We start from the raw sequence: 15,657 nt of genomic DNA on the forward strand, positions 1-15,657 counted from the left end.
GGACGCGCTGATTCAGCGCTTGGGAGACGAGAACGAAGACGTTCGCCAGATGGCGGCGCAGAGCCTTGGCCAGCTTGGCTCCGCCTCGGCTTCGGTGGTGGATGCGCTGATTCAGCGCTTGGGAGACGAGAACGAAGACGTTCGCGAGGCGGCGGCGCAGAGCCTTGGCCAGCTTGGCTCCGCCTCGGCTTCGGTGGTGGATGCGCTGATTCAGTGCTTGGGAGACGAGAACGAAGACGGTCGCAGGGCGGCGGCGCAGAGCCTTCGCAAACTCGCGCCGCTGTAGCCGCGCAAACGCAAAAGCGGCCCCCGATGGGAGCCGCTTGAATCGTTAGCTAGCCTCTGCGGTTATGCAGCTTGCTTTTCCATCCTCTTGCGAAGATCGTTCGGCACGATGGCTTCCGGCTTCAGCAGGAGGCAGAGTTCTTCTTCCTTCTTGCCCACACCGTAGGCGAGGTCGCGCTCGATGCACGACAGCAGGTCTTGGGCTTCGTCCCATTCGTCTTCGCGGTACTCGACGATCTTATCAACCGACTCGACCTGGATGGCGTAGCGACCGAAATCGGTAGCGATGACGAGGAAGTGGTGCGCGGGACCGGCGATCGGCAGTTCGAAGCGGGCGGCTGCATCGATGACGCTGACGGTCGAGCCCTGGTAGGCGAACATGCCGACGAGGGTCTTGGGCGACTTCGGAATCTTGGTCAACGGGCTAACCGGGAGAATTCGCTCGACCGACTGGATCGGCACTCCGAACTTCTCTTCTCCAAGGCGAAAAACAACAAACTTTCCTTCCATATGAATATCCCAGTGGGTCATTCCATTTGGCCAAACCGGTCATACTGTCAAAAACACCAGATGAAACTGGAAAAAACAGGTTCTTCGATTATGCTGATCCCTTCCCTTATCCTCATCGTGGGGTGCAAGCAGTCGAGCGGATACGACCGTCTTGTATCCGAAATGGACCACGCCAAGGCGATCCACTCCCAGTATGTGATCCACGTGAAGGGTCAGAACGATATCGCCATCGATTTTCTGTACTCCAAGCCGAACCGCTTCTTGGTAACGTCGAGCGATTTCTCGATGCACTGCAACGAGATCGACGGGCATTACGAGGAGATGCTGGACGAGAAGAAGTACGACCTTTTGCCGTGGGATAACAAGCCGTACCCGGGCACAGGCAAGCTGCTAGCCGCCGATTTGATCCACGCCGGGCCGGCCAGCGCCACCAACCCAAAGGACTTTGCCCCCAACAAAAAGTGGGAGCTGAAGAGCAAGAAGGACGGGGTGGAGACGTACAGCAAGACCGTCGATTCGGTCTCGGGTCCGCAGACCTTTACGATGAAGGTGGGCACGGACGGTATGCCCAAATCTTTCGAGGGTCCGGGCGTGGTGTACGAGGTAAAGAAGTTCGAATACGTGGATGAACAGCCGATCGAAAAGTTCCGGATCAGTCCGGCCGACGGCTTTGTGTGCATCCGCGTGCCGGTCGATCATATTCCGCTTGAGACCGGTCAAAAGTTCGATTGGTCGGGGTTCAAGGCCGCCTCGGATGTGCAGGGCTTCTCGCCGAAGGGGCCGACGATGTTCGCGATCGTGGACCCGAAGGAGCCGACTTCGGCGCGGGCGATGGACTGGATTCGGAAGGCCGGTCAGGGTTACACGAAAGTGATGGTCTCGAAGGGCGAGGCGTCGTCGGGATTCTATGACCCGACGGGCGAGGTGGTGGATAAGATCACCACGACCACGCCGCTGTTCTTGATGGTCTCACCGGACGGAACGGTGAAGGCGATGTGGCTGGGCTTTGATGCCGATGGCATTCCCGCGTTTGAAGCGGACATTCAGAAAGCGTTGTCGGCGAAGGATTAGCGCTTAGCGGTTTCTGCTTTTGGCTATGCGAGCCACGCCTCGATCATAGTGAAATCCTTGAAAATAGTGTAACCTTAGGGTTACAGTAGCGCATCTACACCTATAGGAAACGATAAGCATGGCTCAACCAGGTCCGAATCCGCAAACCAATTTGATTGTTTCAATCGTGGCTCCCGTAGTCGCTCTTATCGCGATTGCAGTGCTCTTCTTCATGAAGCCGCAGCCCCAGGCTCCGGCCGCGCCGACTCCGGTTAACGTTTCGGTCGCCAAGCTTCCCGATCCCGGCATTCAGCCGGTGAACGCGCTTCCGAACTCCGGCTCGGTAACCGGTTCGCCTTCGGGTGGCGCCGGTATGATGGGTGGCTTCGGCGCAGCGGGCGGCCCCGGTGGAATGGGCGGCGGAATGCGCGGCCCGTCGGCTTCCGGCCTCTCGAAGGGCGGCGGCAAGAAAGGCCCAATGGGCGCAATGGGCGGCTAACAACTTCCGCAAACCCTCAGCAGCTTCGAGGTTGGGATCGAAAGATTTTCCAACGCTTCGCTACTGAGGGAGCGGTTCAATTCTTCGGTTGAAAATTATCCAACCGAAACGAACCTAAATCCAGTAAACTCCTCTTTCGCCAAAAGGGGAGTTTTTATTTGTCGCTGTCGCCCATCCTCAATGTAGGATTCAACAACTATGTCGTGACCGACAAAGTGGTTGCGCTGGTCAGCAGCGAGTCCGCACCAATGCGAAGAATGGTGCAGATCCTCCGAAAAGAAGGCAAAGTCATCGACGCGACGCAGGGACGGAGAACGCGCAGCGTCCTATTCACCTCGGGCGATGGGATCGTCCTGTCGGCGATTTCCCAGGAGACATTGGCGAAAAGGCTCACAGGAGGTGACAACACGGTTGGAGAATCGGAAGAAGATGAGGAATAGGTCCTCGAATGGGTTTTCGAGTTGGTTCTCGAAGATGCATCGGGATATCGGGATCGACCTAGGCACCGCGAACACGCTGGTGTATGTGGCAGGTCGAGGGATCGTTTTGCGCGAACCGAGCGTGGTTGCCGTCAGCAGAGACGACGGCAAAGTGATCAACGTCGGGTCGGAGGCCAAGCGCATGCTGGGCCGTACGCCCACCAACATCGTGGCGGTCCGCCCCCTGAAGGACGGCGTCATTGCCGACTATGAGCAGACCGAGGCGATGCTTCGCCACTTTATCGGCGCAGTCTCGGCCAAATCGCTGTTCCGCAAGACCGTCGTGGTCGGCATTCCCAGCGGCGTGACCGAAGTCGAGCGCCGCGCGGTGCTGGAAGCCGCGCGCAAAGCCGGTGCGACCCACGCCTACGTAGTGGAAGAGCCGATGGCCGCCGCTATCGGCGCGGGCCTGCCGGTCTCCGAGCCGAGCGGCTCAATCATCGTAGACATCGGCGGAGGCACGACCGAAGTCGCGGTCATCTCGCTGGGCGGCATCGTGAGTTCGAAGTCGGTGCGCACGGCGGGCGACGAGCTGGACGAAGCCATCATCTCGTACGTCAAACGCGCGTTCAACCTGGCGATCGGCGACCGCACGGCCGAGCAGGTGAAGATCGAGATCGGATCGGCGTACCCACTGGAGCAGGAGATGGACATGGTGATCAAGGGCCGAGACCTCATTTCGGGCCTGCCGCGCAGCGCGGTGATCACGAGCGAAGAGGTGCGAACCGCCATCGCCGAACCAGTGAAGGAGATCGTCGAGGCCATCAAGCTGACGCTGGAAGCGTCTCCGCCCGAACTGGCGGGCGACGCCATGGAGCGAGGTATTTATTTGGCCGGCGGCGGCGCGCTCCTGCGCGGGCTGGACAAGCTCATCGCCAAAGAGACTTTGATTCCGGTGCATATCGCCAACGACCCGCTGAGTTGCGTCGCGCTCGGCACGGGCATCATCGTGGAAGATATGAACACCAACCCTGTCATTCGTAAACTACTCGAGAGGTCCGCACAGTCTTAAAGAACCAGGATTCACCGCAAAAGAACGGTCTTTTGATCTTGGCGTTAGTCGCCGTTACCATCGGTTTGTCCATCCTTCAGAAAAACGCCCGAAACAAGGGGGCGGTCAGCCTGCCCGACCAAGCTGTTCGGTTGGTCTGCCGACCGGTGGCGTCGGCCTCCACCGCCGTTGTGGTGGGCATCAAAGACTTCGTGTTCGGGGCCATTTACAGCAGTCGCCTGAAGGCCGAAAACCAACGCCTGAACCGCTCGCTGGAGAACTACGCGCTGTACGGCGAGACGGTGTCGCGGTTGGAGAAGGAGGTCAACTCGCTCCGGGTCGAGATGGACCTGGACAAGACCTACCAGCGGCCCAAGGTGGTGGGCAGTATCACCGGCTACTTCCCCCAGCAGAACCGCGTGACGCTGGACATCGGTAAGAACAAGGGTGTGGCGGCGGGCATGCCGGCGGTATGTGCGCAGGGCCTCATCGGCACAGTCCAGACGGTGGGTGTCAACGACTGCCAGGTGCTGTTGATCACCTCGTCGGCCATGCAGCTGGGGGCGATCGCTACCAAGTACGACCCGCCCGCAGCGGGGCTGATCTACGGCGAAAACTCGTCCACCTTGCTGATGAAGTTTCTGAGCCCGGACGTGCCGGTCGCCAGTGGCGACGTGATCTATACGTCGGGTTTTTCGCCCCAGATTCCGCGCGGCATTGTCATCGGACGTGTGCTGTCGGCGGAGTCGATGCCGGAGCTGGGATCGTCGCGGGCGCGCATTTTGCCGGCCGTAAACGTGGGTGAGCTTCGCGAGGTGGTGATCCTGAAATGAACCCATCGCGGCTATACATCGCCTCGGCGTTGACGATCTGGATCGCGGGGGGGCTGCAGGGCGGCGTCTCGACCCAGATGGCGGTGTTTGGCGTATCGCCCGACTTTCTGCTGTTGGCGGCGTGCGTGCTGGGGCTCTTGGCCGATATGCGCACGGCCCTGATCCTGGGCTTTGCCGCCGGATTTGTGGAAGGCGCGGTGGTGGGCGCCGATATGTGGCAGTACATCGCGACCCGGATGCTGGTGTGCTGGCTGTGCTCGTTCCTGATCGAGAGTCGGTTCCAACGGAACTATGCGACCGCCGCGGTGGTGACGCTGGGATGCACCCTCATTTCGGGGGTGCTGTCGATGATTCTGACCTTCCAGCCGAACATCCTCGGAGCGCTAAAGGCTACAATTATATCGGCTGTGTACAACGGTGTGCTCGCCTTGTTGGCTTACGTGCCACTCGAGCGCGCTACCGGAACCCGAAGCCAGCAACTATGAGCACGCACGTCGATGTCCTCGCCATGGCCCGCGAACAGTTAGCGGTCGCCGCGCAGTATCTCGAACTTGACGAGGGTCTGCACCAAGTTCTTTCCCGCCCGATGAGACAGCTCATCGTCAACTTCCCCGTCGTATTGGACAACGGCGAGGTGATGGTATTTGAGGGTTACCGCGTTCAGCATAACTCGTCGCGCGGTCCCACCAAGGGCGGCATCCGCTACCATCCAGACGTCGACGTGAACGAGACGTCGGCGCTGGCGATGTGGATGACCTGGAAGTGCGCGGTGGCGAACATTCCATACGGCGGCGCGAAGGGCTCGGTCAAAGTGGACACGAAGCAGTTTTCTCGGCGCGAGATCGAGAAGCTGACGCGCCGGTACGTGACCGAGATCAACATGATTTTGGGCGAGCGGTCGGACATTCCCGCTCCGGACATCGGCACCAACGCGCAGGTGATGGCGTGGATCATGGACACGTTTTCCATGCAGAAGGGTTACACCGTGCCGGGCGTGGTCACGGGCAAGCCGGTGGACCTTGGCGGCTCGCTGGGGCGCGTCGAGGCGACGGGCCGAGGCGTGATCGTGGCGGCCGAAGAAGCCGCGAAGTCGCTGGGCATGAACTTCAACGGCGCGCGAGTGGTGGTGCAGGGCTTTGGCAACGTCGGTTCGACGGCGGCCAAGATCGCGGCGCAGAACGGCGCGACGGTGGTCGGCATTTCGGACGCGCTGGGCGGCATCTATAACCCGAAGGGCCTGCCGGTCGAGGATTTGATCAACCGCTATGCGGGCCGCGAGGGCGGCATCCGCGAGTACAAGGACGCCGAGCCGGTGACCAACGAACAGCTTTTGGAACTGGATTGCGACATCCTGATTCCGGCCGCGATCTCCGCCCAGGTGACGGGCGAAAACGCGGACAAGATCAAGGCGAAGCTGGTGGTGGAGGGCGCGAATGGGCCTTGTACGCCGGACGCCGACCACATTCTGTCGGACAAGGGCGTGCTGGTCGTGCCGGACATTCTGGCCAACTCGGGCGGCGTCATCGTCAGCTACTTCGAGTGGGTACAGGACCTGCAGAACTTCTTCTGGGAAGAGGATCAGGTCAACGATCGACTGACGCGGATCATGCGGTCGTCGTACGGGCAGGTGGACTACGCGATGAAGCAGCATAAGACGGATATGCGAACGGCGGCGCTGATCATCGGCGTGAAGCGCGTGGCGGACGCGACGGTTCGACGCGGCATCTTCCCGTAGATTTTGGAGGGCTGGGGAAAAGGGCAGCGCCAAGCGCCAGATCGCCCGGATTCGGCTTTGCTGAAATGCGAAAGGCGTGCCGGGCCATTGCGTCTGCGGGCGTCAGTATCTGCGCCTTCAAACCTGGCCCACCAACACGGGCTAAGCCAGGTTTTCGATCTGCCGCGCCAGCTCGAAATCGAACGTCGAGATGCCGCCCAGGTCGTGGGTGTTCAGGCCGACCTCCACTCGCTGGTAGCCGATGAAAAGATCGGGGTGGTGGTCCATCCGGTCGGCCAGTTGGCCCACCGCCACCGCGAAGACCAGCCCGTCCTTATAGCTCCCAAACTTAAAGGTCTTGCGAATCTGCTCGCCGTTATAGCTCCATCCGCCTAACGTTGGAAGCATGGTTTCAATCTCGTGTGGGTCAAGCTTTCGTCGTTCCATATACCCACATTCTAGTTCATTCGACGTGCTGGGATTCCCTGACAGCTATGCCTCGGCGGGCCCTTCGTCGGGTACCTTTGTTAGAAAGAACTCATGGGGAAACATACGCCCGATCTCAGCAACGTCGCTAAGATCTACAAAAACCTCGACGTCGATACCCTCATCCAGCACTGCATCGAGCTAGACGACTGCCAGCTCCTCGACAACGGCGCCGTCGTCGCCTTCTCCGGTAAGTACACCGGGCGCACCCCCAAGGACAAGTTCACCGTCTCCGACCCGGCTTGCGAGTCCCACATCTGGTGGGAAAACAACAACCGCATGTCGCCGGAGCTTTTCGATTCGATCTTTGCAAAGATGCAAGGCTACGCCGCGGGCAAGGAGTTGTATGTCGTCGACACGTATGGCGGCGCCGACCCCAACCACCGCATCAAGACGCGCTTCATCGTCGAGCGGCCCTATCACGCACTCTTCATCAAACAGCTTCTCATCCGTCCGACCGCGGCCGAACTGGAGACGTTCGAGCCTGACTGGCACGTGCTGGACTTTGGAAAGCAGACTTTCGATCCCGCCACCGACGGCACTCGCGGCGACGCGGTGATCGCCCTCAACATGGCGACCAAAACCGTGTTGATCGGCGGCACGCAATATGCGGGCGAGATGAAGAAGTCGGTGTTCACGATCATGAACTACCTGCTCCCGCTGGACGGCGTGCTCAGCATGCACTGCTCGGCCAACGTGGGTAAAAACGGCGACACCGCGCTGTTCTTCGGCCTCAGCGGCACGGGCAAAACCACCCTCTCCGCCGACCCCGAGCGCATGCTCATCGGCGACGACGAGCACGGCTGGACCGGTGACGGTGTGTTCAACATTGAGGGCGGATGTTATGCAAAATGCATCGGCCTGACGCGTGAAAAGGAGCCGGAGATCTACGACGCCATCCGCACCGGCGCCATTCTTGAGAACGTGATTCTCGATAGCAACGGTCACCCGGACTACGAGGATTCGTCGCTAACCGAGAACACGCGCGTCGCCTATCCGATCGACCATATTCCCAACATCATGGTGCCGTCGGTTGGCGGCCACCCCAAGAATATCGTGTTCCTCACGTGCGACGCGCTGGGCGTTCTGCCGCCGGTTTCGCGGTTGGACAACGAGCAGGCGATGTTCTTCTTCCTCAACGGCTATACGGCCAAGGTCGGCGGCACCGAGGCGGGCGTCACCGAGCCCAAGAGCGTCTTTTCGGCGTGCTTCGGCGCGCCGTTTCTGCCCCTGCGCCCCAAGGTGTACGCCAAGCTGCTGGGCGAGAAGATTGCGGCGCACGGCTCCAAGGTTTGGCTCATCAACACCGGTTGGACCGGCGGTCCTTACGGCGTGGGCTCGCGCATGAAGCTGGGCTACACGCGGGCGATGATCACGGCGGCGTTTGCGGGCGAACTGGACGACGTGACGTTCGAAACCGACCCGATCTTTGGCCTTTCGATCCCGACCGAATGCCCCGGCGTGCCGTCGGACGTGCTGAACCCACGCAACACGTGGACGGATCGTGAGGCGTACGATCGCGAAGCGACGAAGCTGAAAGCGATGTTCGAGGCGAACGCGAAGCAGTTTGACTGAGAGATTCTAGCTTTCTGAATTGGTAGGGGCACAGGTCAGGTGGCGTGAGGGATTCATTGCTCGCGTGACTGCACTAGGATTTTTCGAGGGCCGCTTGCTCGACTCGGGCTTGGCGGGCCTTCATGCGGGCGAGGCGGCGCTCGGCTTGTTTGCGGAGTCGGCGAGCTTCTTCCAGTTCGTCGCCGGTTAGGTACTTTTCCTCGACATCTGAGAGTTCGCTTGAGTGAAGGATTTCGCCGAGGCGGCGCACCCATTCGGCCATGGTTTGGTCGGTGAAGTCTTCGCCGCGGAAGCCGAAGATGTAGATGTGCCGGCCTCGGTGGGCGGCGAACTCTTCGACGGTCGGATACTCGGCCATCATCTCCCGAACCTTGTTGGCGTGCTGGTCCGGCTTCCGGTTCTGCGCCATGATCTCGAATTGTTGGCGAACCTTTTCGTCGTGATCCACCGCCGACTCCATGATCTCCCTCGCCGTCTTCCCTTTTTGCGTGGCCTCAGGGTTGGCTCCCGCCTCGATCAGGCGATCGTACGCCTCGCGCTTGCCCATTCGGGCCGCCATGCACAGGGGCGTCGAGATTTCGCGGCATCCTTCGACGTCGGCCCCGGCGGCCAAGAGTAGGTTCAAAATCCGCAGGTCGTTCTTGGTGGAGGCACTGTGCAGGGGCCGCTTGCCGGTGTTGGGGTGGCCGTGGTTCACGTCGGCTCCGGCCCGGATGAGCAGGTCCACCATGGCGACGTCGTCGTTGTGGATGGCGAGGTCGAGCGGCGTCAGATTGTCGGCGACCTCGTTGACGTCTACGCCGGTCGCGAGGAGGGTTTTGACGTCATCGTGCCGCGCGGCGTCCACCAGGCGATGAAGTCTTCCCATCCCATCATGGTATCTCAGAGTGCAGAGTGCAGAGTGCAGAGTGCAGAGTGCAGAGTGCCGTCACTCGTCGGTCGTCCTCCATTTTGCGTTTCCTTCCCCCCTCCGGTTCGCTACGCTTACCGGCCCCCCTCAGGAGGGCAGCGTGGCTATTCTCTTCTTTCGGAATATTGACCTCGTACCTCGCTTTGCGGAGTGCGGAGTGTGGAGTGCGGAGTGCCCTCACTCGTCGGTCGTCCTCCATTTTGCGTTTCCTTCCCCCCTCCGGTTCGCTACGCTTACCGGCCCCCCTCAGGAGGGCAGCGTGGCTACGACTAGCGAAAGGCGCTGAGAGCAGAGCGCTGCGTTCAGAGCACAGGGCACAGAGAGCAGAAGGCGGACGGCAGTTGGGAGTTGGGAGTTTTGAGTTGGGAGTGCAGAAGGCAGAAATCAGAAAGCAGTGAGCAGAGAGCCCTCGAAGTCATGTGCATAAATAGGGGACCAATGGCAAACCCCTGTGTGATAAGGTTTATGAATGAGCACGGCTCATGAGGACTACTTCGAGCATCGCATCGGGCTAGTCATGTACGGCGGCGTTTCGCTGGCAATTTACATGAATGGGGTTGCGCAGGAGTTTTTGAACCTGGTCTTGTCCACCGCGATGACCACGGATGGAACCTTGTTGCTGAATTCGCCACCCGATGAGGGTCGAGATCAGAAGGCGACCTACCTCGAAGGGACGCGAGCGGTTTATCGCCAGATGGCGAGGGCGATCCAAAAGGATGGCCTGTTTCCAAAGTTCGTAGTCGACATCCTCAGCGGGACAAGCGCGGGCGGGCTCAACGGCATGTTTTTGGCCAAGGCGCTGGCAGAGAAGAAGAGCTTTGATCCGCTGCGCGACCTCTGGATCAATGAGGGCGAGATCGAGCTTTTGCTGGACCGAAAGGAGTCGTATGCGGACCTGCCACCGATCCCGCGGCGGCCATCGCGCTCGCTCCTGAACTCGCGCCGGATGTACCTCAAGCTACTGAACGCGCTGGAGGAGATGGACCGGCGGCCGCTGGGGCTGAGCAAGGCCGATTCGAATCTGGTGGAGGAGTTGGACCTGCACATGACGGCCACGGACCTGGTAGGGCGTCCGATCCCCATCAACCTCGGCATCGAGGAGTTCATTCCGCGCATTTCGGACTCGAACGGCGACGAGCCGGAGGAGCGACGGTTCCAGTTGGAGAAGGAGAACCGAGCCGCCTTCCATTTCCGCTTTGCGCCGGGCGAGACCGACCCGCATGACCCCGACCAGCAACCCCGAAACGACTTCAAGCCGACCGTCAACCCGTTCCTCGCTTTTGTGGGTCGGTGTACCAGTTCGATCGTCCCTGCCTTCGAGCCGATGCGCCTGAAGGACGCGACGGACGTGCTGGACGAGATCGGGCACCCGCTTCGCGATGGCGACTGGAAGCAGTACTACACGCCGTTTTGGCGCGGGGCGCGGTTCCTTTCGCCGCCGCAGGATGACCGCAAAAAGAACGTGACGCGCGAGGCGGAGGAGAGCTTCCAGATGCGGCCGTTCGGCGACGGCGGATATCTGGACAACAAGCCATTCGGCCACGCGTTTACCAGCCTCAAGCATCGCAAAGCCCTGCGTCCGGTGCGTCGCACGGTGTTCTATTTGGAGCCGCACCCCGAGCGGAATGCGGACGTGTCGAAGAGTATGGAGGTGCCGCAGTATCCGATGTCGGCCATCCGGCACGCCCAGCTCGCGACGAGCCTGAACAAAGTGCAGAACATCAACGAACGGGTGCAGGAGATGCGCAAGCTGGCGGACCAATCTGAGCGGGTGCGGCGAGCGACCGAGCTTCAGTCGCCGACCAGCCCGGAGCCGATCGACCTGTATTACGAGAGCACGCTGGACCAGTTGGCGGCAATCCTGAGCGATCTGCTGGGCTTCAGCGATGATAGTCTGATTTCGGCTCTGCGGAGCCTCATCGCCGTCTCGCTGATGATCGCTTTTCGTGGCGATGACGAAGGGCCGGACGACAAAGGGCCGATCGACGACTTTGCCAACCGGCTGCCCGAGTTTCATAAATGGGCCCACGAGAAGTTTGACCTGGCGTATAGCAATCGTATTTTCGAGTTCATCCGTCGGGGGTTGGAGAGCGGAGTTTTGCAGGCGGCAGACCCTTCGAAGGAAGGTAGTCAGTTAAGGATTAAGTCTCTAACTTATACAGATGGTAAGAGTGAGATCGAAAAACTGTACGACGCCTTTTGGAATCCACATCCCCGTGCAACTTTCTTGGCGAGCGATGGGCAGACGCCTCCGGCGCAACGGCCAGAAGCCGCTTTCGCGCGGATGAGCGCGGCCCTCGACGAACTGCGCCTGCGGGAGGACCCGCGTCAGCGTATGGCCTCGGAGGGGAGAAAGTCACAGGGTGGGCTCGAAGAGGAGATCAAGAAGTACGAGAGTTTGTTCCAGGCCCTGCCCGAGGCGGAACGGGACGTTTTGGCCTGCCTGCTGGCCCTACGCATCAGCGTGGGCGAGGTCTGCTATGTGCAGGTGCGGACCACCGACAGCGGGACCCGTCGGGATAGCAAGGAGCCGTCGATCCAGCTTCCCGAAGCGATCTTTCGAGCGTGCGGGATTCTGCACAGCGGCATCCAGCGGGGAGCTGAAACCGAATTGCCCGGGGTTCAAAAAGCGATACAGGACGACAACGAGTTTCGGAAGGGCCGACCGGTCGCGATCCGAAAGCTGATGAACGGTCTGAAGCAGATCATGGGACTGGAGGCCCGGCGGGCGGAGTACGAGCAATGGATGGACGGCCTGGAGAATCCGAACATCACGATACAGGAATTTCGGCGGCACGATGCGGCGATGTTCCCTCTGCTGTACCAGGCGGGCATGGCGGACAGCTACGCGCTGGACCTGGTGCGGGTGAGCCCGGTGGATGCGCGGTCGCTGACGGCGAAGGATTCGAACCCGGTGGCCAAGCTTTCCGGCATCGGACTGGGGCACTTTGCCGCGTTCCTGAGCCGGCCCGGGCGGATCATGGACATCGTGTGGGGTCGGCTGGACGCCGCTGAGGTGATCCTGAAAACGTATCTGCCCAAGCAAGAGGTGGCGAAGCTGTTGCCGAAGGCCCAGCTAGCTATCCTGGCCGAGGCGCTGGAGAATATTCAGCCAGAAAAGGAGACGACGAAAGACAAGAAACGGCTGCCGGAGGACCAGGTCAATAATGCGATCGAGCGGCTGGAAGCGCTGGTCCGACTGGTGGCGTCGGAGGCGGGGTACGAGTGATGAAGATTGCCGATCTGAAGGGCGAAGGGGTTTTGACCGAATCGCAGGTCAAGTTGATCACGGACTTAGCGAAATCCAAGGGTGAGGCGTCGGTGGCGCGTCCAACCGAACTGTCGGTCGAGAAGCTGTGGAGCCTGGCGCCGCCGAGCGTCGAGATCATCACCGAGGTGCTGGACGGCGTGGACAAGAGTCCGGGCAAAACGACCCTGTTGGAGCGCTGGATGGCGCGAATCGGCAAGGTTTTGTGGCTGTTCGTCGAGGCGACGGTGCCGCGAAAACCGTTCTATCTGGCGCTGCGCTACTGGTTCCAAATTTTGTTCACGTTGACGACGGTGATGGTGGTACTGACCTACTTCAAGATTTGGGAACCGGCGAAGGACGTGGCGGTCAAGGTCGAGCTGGTGCTGGTGGGCATTTATGTCCTGACCGAGACGGTGCGCGGCATCATTGCGCGGCGCTTCGACGTGATTTTGACGACGGCGGGCACCTCGTCGCTGGTGATCGGCCTGATCCTGCTGGGGTACATGGCGGCGGTGAACGACATCAACCTGCTCTCGCTGGGAACGGACCAGTCGCGGTTCACGTGGACGCTATTTGGCCTGCTCTGCGTTCCGACGATCTTTGCGATTGCGGCGTGGAGTTATCGAAAGTCGAAATCCGCGTGGAAGGTCGGGCTGCTGCTGGTGGTTTTGGGGCTGGTGCCGGTCGTGGTCGAGGGGGTCTTTTATGGGTTTAAGGACTTGTATTCTTGGTTGGCGTGGGTTGCTTTTGCCATGCTTTGCGTGCCGAGCCTGGTCGGGCTGATGTTCCGAGATCGGGCCTATGTTCGCGGTGCGGCGCTGCGGTCGGGGAGTTGGTGGACGGGCCCGTGGGACTTCGCCAAGCGGAGCCTGACGGGCGTGGCGGTGTTCTTGTATGCCGGCTCGGTGGTTGGCTCGGGGGCGTATTTGTACCTGAATCCGCGTCCGCAGGAGAAGAAGACCACGGTCGTGAAGACCTCGAACAACAACTTTAACTTTGGGTTGAGCGAGGAATCCGAGCCCGAGGTGCGCGAGCAGTCAACTGCGGAGATCATCATCAAGAACAAGGTTGACGGGGTGTGGAAGCGGCTGGGCTGGAACGGCGAGAATGACGCGAAGTGAGAGGCGATCCAGGGTCTTTTTAGTTCTCAATGCCAAGCCTCGTTGTGGGACTCCGTTGCACCATGATCTCTGCAGTGCGAGTGCGAGGGGTTAAGCTTCCGCTTTATAAAACGTGATGTCGTTATTCTGGTGGATGGTCTGGCCTTCTTCGGGTAGCTCGAACGGGTGCAGGGGTTGGGAGGGGTCGTACTCGGCCGTCACCCATCCGTCCACGACCATGGTTTCCAGCGTCACCAGCGCGTTTTGGACGCCGGTTTCCACGTTGGGATACAGGCGGTTGCTGAAGAAGAAATGGCGCACCCGCTCTAGCCACGGCAGGATGTCGCACTCCTTTTGAAGCAGGAGCGTGACGATCTCGAACACGCCGTATTGGGGAAGCATTTTCCCATCTCGCTTGTACGCCTTTCGCGCCCAGATTTTGCCTTCGAACAAGACGGGGAATTCGGCCTCGGTTGCGCCCTCCAGGTTCAATTTGAACACGTTGTTGGTAGCGACGTTCCAGGTGACCTTTTGCCGAGTGAACCGCTGGTTGACGACCTGGACGGCCTGAATGGCGAGGCCGCCGATGAAGGGCAGGGCTTGGTCTTCTTGGGCAAATCCTCCCGTTCCCAGCCACCGAAAGGCCGCATCGGGGGTGAGATTGAGTCCCGACCGTTGGGCGATGACGGCGGTGTTCTCGATGAGGTCGGTGAACTGGCCGTTGGACGTGTACCAAAAGTCGGCAAACTGCACGTGTTGCCGAATTCGGCCCCGGTGAGCTTCACTGTAGAAGTCGCGAAGCCACTGTGACTCATGATCGCCGTTTTCCATGGCAATGATGGAGTAGGCGACCTGCCGCGCGCCCATCATCGCGAGGGTGAGTCCGGCGGAGAGAATGGGGTCGGCGAAGCCGCAGGTATCGCCAGCCAGGAACCAGTTTTCGCCCGCCAGCCGGTCGGCAATGTACGACCAGTCGGTGGTGGTCGAGAAGAGATTTTCGCACTCGGCGTTCTGAACCAGTTTGCTGATCATCGGCTCTTCGGAGATCGCTTTTCGGTACAGCTCTTCGGGCGTGAGGCCCGACGCCTTGTAGTAATCGGTGGGGACGACGAAGCCGACGCTGGTTCGGGTGGGAGAGATGGGGATGAACCAAAGCCACCCGTAGCCGAGCGACATGACGACGATGCGCGTGCCCTCGGCGCCGACCGAGACCGCCCATTCGGCGTCTTGCCAGTAGTCCCATAGGGCGATGTTTTTGAGGTTCGTGGGATAGTCGACGGGTACATCGAAGGCTCTCCGGATGATGCCCGAGACTCCGCTGGCATCGACGTAGTGCTTGGCGGTGATGGTCTCGCCGTTACTCATCACGAGTCCGGTGACTTTGTCGCCCTCCTTCAGAACTTCGTTAACGCGAACGCCCTCGGTGACTTCGCAGCCGAGGGACGCGGAGTGGTCGAGGAGGATTTTGTCGAAGACGGAGCGGTCGACCTGGAAGGCGGTTTGGGCTCGGACGCCGGTGAACGTGGCGGGGCGAGGCACGTCTTTGAACTCGGCGCCGGGCAGGAATTCGAAGTCCCATAGCTCGTCGGTGGCGCCCCATCGGTACGTCGCGCCGATCTTGATGGGGAAATTGGCAGCCTCGACTTTGTCCCAACATCCGATTTCGTCCAGGACTTTGCAGACGGCGGGCAGGAGGCTTTCGCCTACGTGGTCGCGGGGGAACACTTCTCGCTCGAAAATACCGACCTTGAGATGCGGCGCGTATTTTTTGAGCATCGAGCCGACGGTGCTTCCGCTTGGACCTCCACCAACGATGACGACATCAAACATAGGGAAAGCGTGATTATAAGTCCAGAAAAGGTTCCTGTCAATCAAGTTTCTTACGGATGTGGTGGAGATTCTTACGGGGGTTGCAGGCCCTGGTCAGGCTGATATCAGCACCCTCGGATTTCGGTGGCCCGATCCACTTCCTGTT

Annotated in this window: 15 protein-coding genes; 11 read left to right on the forward strand and 4 right to left on the reverse strand. The window is 60.4% G+C overall.

Annotation, left to right across the window (positions count from 1 at the left end; translation table 11 throughout):
* Positions 1–286, forward strand: a 286-nt coding sequence (locus GC165_00005) for a hypothetical protein (protein ID MBI1331241.1), incomplete at its 5' end; no start/stop codon positions are given.
* A 62-nt stretch (positions 287–348) separates the two neighbouring features.
* On the opposite strand, the gene GC165_00010 is transcribed toward GC165_00005, so the two are convergent.
* Positions 349–816, reverse strand: a complete 468-nt coding sequence (locus GC165_00010; protein MBI1331242.1) for a hypothetical protein — start codon at positions 814–816, stop codon at positions 349–351.
* Between the two features lie 39 nt (positions 817–855).
* Here GC165_00010 and GC165_00015 point away from each other — a divergent pair, with 39 nt between their 5' ends.
* The 7 genes from GC165_00015 (at position 856) to GC165_00045 (ending at position 6,382) form a co-directional block, all read left to right on the forward strand.
* Positions 856–1,866: a hypothetical protein gene (locus GC165_00015; GenBank protein MBI1331243.1), complete on the forward strand. Its 1,011-nt coding sequence runs from the start codon at positions 856–858 to the stop codon at positions 1,864–1,866.
* 118 nt (positions 1,867–1,984) lie between these two features.
* Entirely contained in the window at positions 1,985–2,344 is a 360-nt protein-coding gene (locus GC165_00020; protein ID MBI1331244.1) for a hypothetical protein, read from the forward strand.
* Between the two features lie 164 nt (positions 2,345–2,508).
* Positions 2,509–2,784 carry a DUF370 domain-containing protein gene (locus GC165_00025; protein ID MBI1331245.1) on the forward strand — a complete coding sequence of 92 codons (276 nt, stop codon included), beginning with the start codon at positions 2,509–2,511 and terminating at the stop codon, positions 2,782–2,784.
* 34 nt (positions 2,785–2,818) lie between these two features.
* Positions 2,819–3,835, forward strand: a complete 1,017-nt coding sequence (locus GC165_00030; protein ID MBI1331246.1) for an MreB/Mrl family cell shape determining protein — start codon at positions 2,819–2,821, stop codon at positions 3,833–3,835.
* A 32-nt stretch (positions 3,836–3,867) separates the two neighbouring features.
* Positions 3,868–4,647, forward strand: coding sequence for a hypothetical protein (locus GC165_00035; protein ID MBI1331247.1), 780 nt, complete (start codon positions 3,868–3,870; stop codon positions 4,645–4,647).
* Positions 4,644–5,132, forward strand: a complete 489-nt coding sequence (locus tag GC165_00040; protein MBI1331248.1) for a hypothetical protein — start codon at positions 4,644–4,646, stop codon at positions 5,130–5,132. The genes GC165_00035 and GC165_00040 overlap by 4 nt, the downstream gene beginning before the upstream one ends.
* Positions 5,129–6,382, forward strand: coding sequence for a glutamate dehydrogenase (locus GC165_00045; protein ID MBI1331249.1), 1,254 nt, complete (start codon positions 5,129–5,131; stop codon positions 6,380–6,382). Before GC165_00040 ends, GC165_00045 begins: the two co-directional genes overlap by 4 nt.
* A 141-nt stretch (positions 6,383–6,523) precedes the next feature.
* Here GC165_00045 and GC165_00050 read toward each other — a convergent pair whose 3' ends face one another.
* Positions 6,524–6,808 carry a 4a-hydroxytetrahydrobiopterin dehydratase gene (locus GC165_00050; GenBank protein MBI1331250.1) on the reverse strand — a complete coding sequence of 95 codons (285 nt, stop codon included), beginning with the start codon at positions 6,806–6,808 and terminating at the stop codon, positions 6,524–6,526.
* Positions 6,809–6,901: 93 nt separating this feature from the next.
* Here GC165_00050 and pckA point away from each other — a divergent pair, with 93 nt between their 5' ends.
* Positions 6,902–8,422 (forward strand): phosphoenolpyruvate carboxykinase (ATP), encoded by a 1,521-nt coding sequence (gene pckA / locus GC165_00055; protein ID MBI1331251.1) that lies wholly within the window; start codon positions 6,902–6,904, stop codon positions 8,420–8,422.
* Between the two features lie 73 nt (positions 8,423–8,495).
* Here the strand turns inward: pckA and GC165_00060 are convergent, their stop codons facing one another.
* Positions 8,496–9,290, reverse strand: a complete 795-nt coding sequence (locus tag GC165_00060) for a hypothetical protein (GenBank protein MBI1331252.1) — start codon at positions 9,288–9,290, stop codon at positions 8,496–8,498.
* Positions 9,291–9,801: 511 nt separating this feature from the next.
* On the opposite strand from GC165_00060, the gene GC165_00065 reads away from it, so the two are divergent.
* Positions 9,802–12,561 carry a patatin-like protein gene (locus GC165_00065; protein ID MBI1331253.1) on the forward strand — a complete coding sequence of 920 codons (2,760 nt, stop codon included), beginning with the start codon at positions 9,802–9,804 and terminating at the stop codon, positions 12,559–12,561.
* On the forward strand, positions 12,561–13,703 hold the full coding sequence (locus GC165_00070; GenBank protein MBI1331254.1) for a hypothetical protein: 1,143 nt from the start codon (positions 12,561–12,563) through the stop codon (positions 13,701–13,703). Before GC165_00065 ends, GC165_00070 begins: the two co-directional genes overlap by 1 nt.
* A gap of 90 nt (positions 13,704–13,793) precedes the next feature.
* On the opposite strand, the gene GC165_00075 is transcribed toward GC165_00070, so the two are convergent.
* Complete coding sequence (locus GC165_00075; GenBank protein ID MBI1331255.1) at positions 13,794–15,512, reverse strand: hypothetical protein; 1,719 nt, start codon at positions 15,510–15,512, stop codon at positions 13,794–13,796.
* Between the last annotated feature and the right edge of the window lie 145 nt (positions 15,513–15,657).

Source organism: Armatimonadota bacterium (assembly GCA_016125185.1).
Lineage (GTDB): Bacteria > Armatimonadota > Fimbriimonadia > Fimbriimonadales > Fimbriimonadaceae > Fimbriimonas.

Bases quoted from the DNA above. Each gene is read 5' to 3' on its own strand.
- GC165_00010 (MBI1331242.1), bottom strand. From the start codon at position 816: ATGACCCACTGGGATATTCATATGGAAGGAAAGTTTGTTGTTTTTCGC.
- GC165_00015 (MBI1331243.1), top strand. From the start codon at position 856: ATGAAACTGGAAAAAACAGGTTCTTCGATTATGCTGATCCCTTCCCTT.
- GC165_00020 (MBI1331244.1), top strand. From the start codon at position 1,985: ATGGCTCAACCAGGTCCGAATCCGCAAACCAATTTGATTGTTTCAATC.
- GC165_00030 (MBI1331246.1), top strand. From the start codon at position 2,819: ATGCATCGGGATATCGGGATCGACCTAGGCACCGCGAACACGCTGGTG.
- GC165_00040 (MBI1331248.1), top strand. From the start codon at position 4,644: ATGAACCCATCGCGGCTATACATCGCCTCGGCGTTGACGATCTGGATC.
- GC165_00045 (MBI1331249.1), top strand. From the start codon at position 5,129: ATGAGCACGCACGTCGATGTCCTCGCCATGGCCCGCGAACAGTTAGCG.
- GC165_00050 (MBI1331250.1), bottom strand. From the start codon at position 6,808: ATGGAACGACGAAAGCTTGACCCACACGAGATTGAAACCATGCTTCCA.
- pckA (MBI1331251.1), top strand. From the start codon at position 6,902: ATGGGGAAACATACGCCCGATCTCAGCAACGTCGCTAAGATCTACAAA.
- GC165_00060 (MBI1331252.1), bottom strand. From the start codon at position 9,290: ATGGGAAGACTTCATCGCCTGGTGGACGCCGCGCGGCACGATGACGTC.
- GC165_00065 (MBI1331253.1), top strand. From the start codon at position 9,802: ATGAGCACGGCTCATGAGGACTACTTCGAGCATCGCATCGGGCTAGTC.
- GC165_00070 (MBI1331254.1), top strand. From the start codon at position 12,561: ATGAAGATTGCCGATCTGAAGGGCGAAGGGGTTTTGACCGAATCGCAG.
- GC165_00075 (MBI1331255.1), bottom strand. From the start codon at position 15,512: ATGTTTGATGTCGTCATCGTTGGTGGAGGTCCAAGCGGAAGCACCGTC.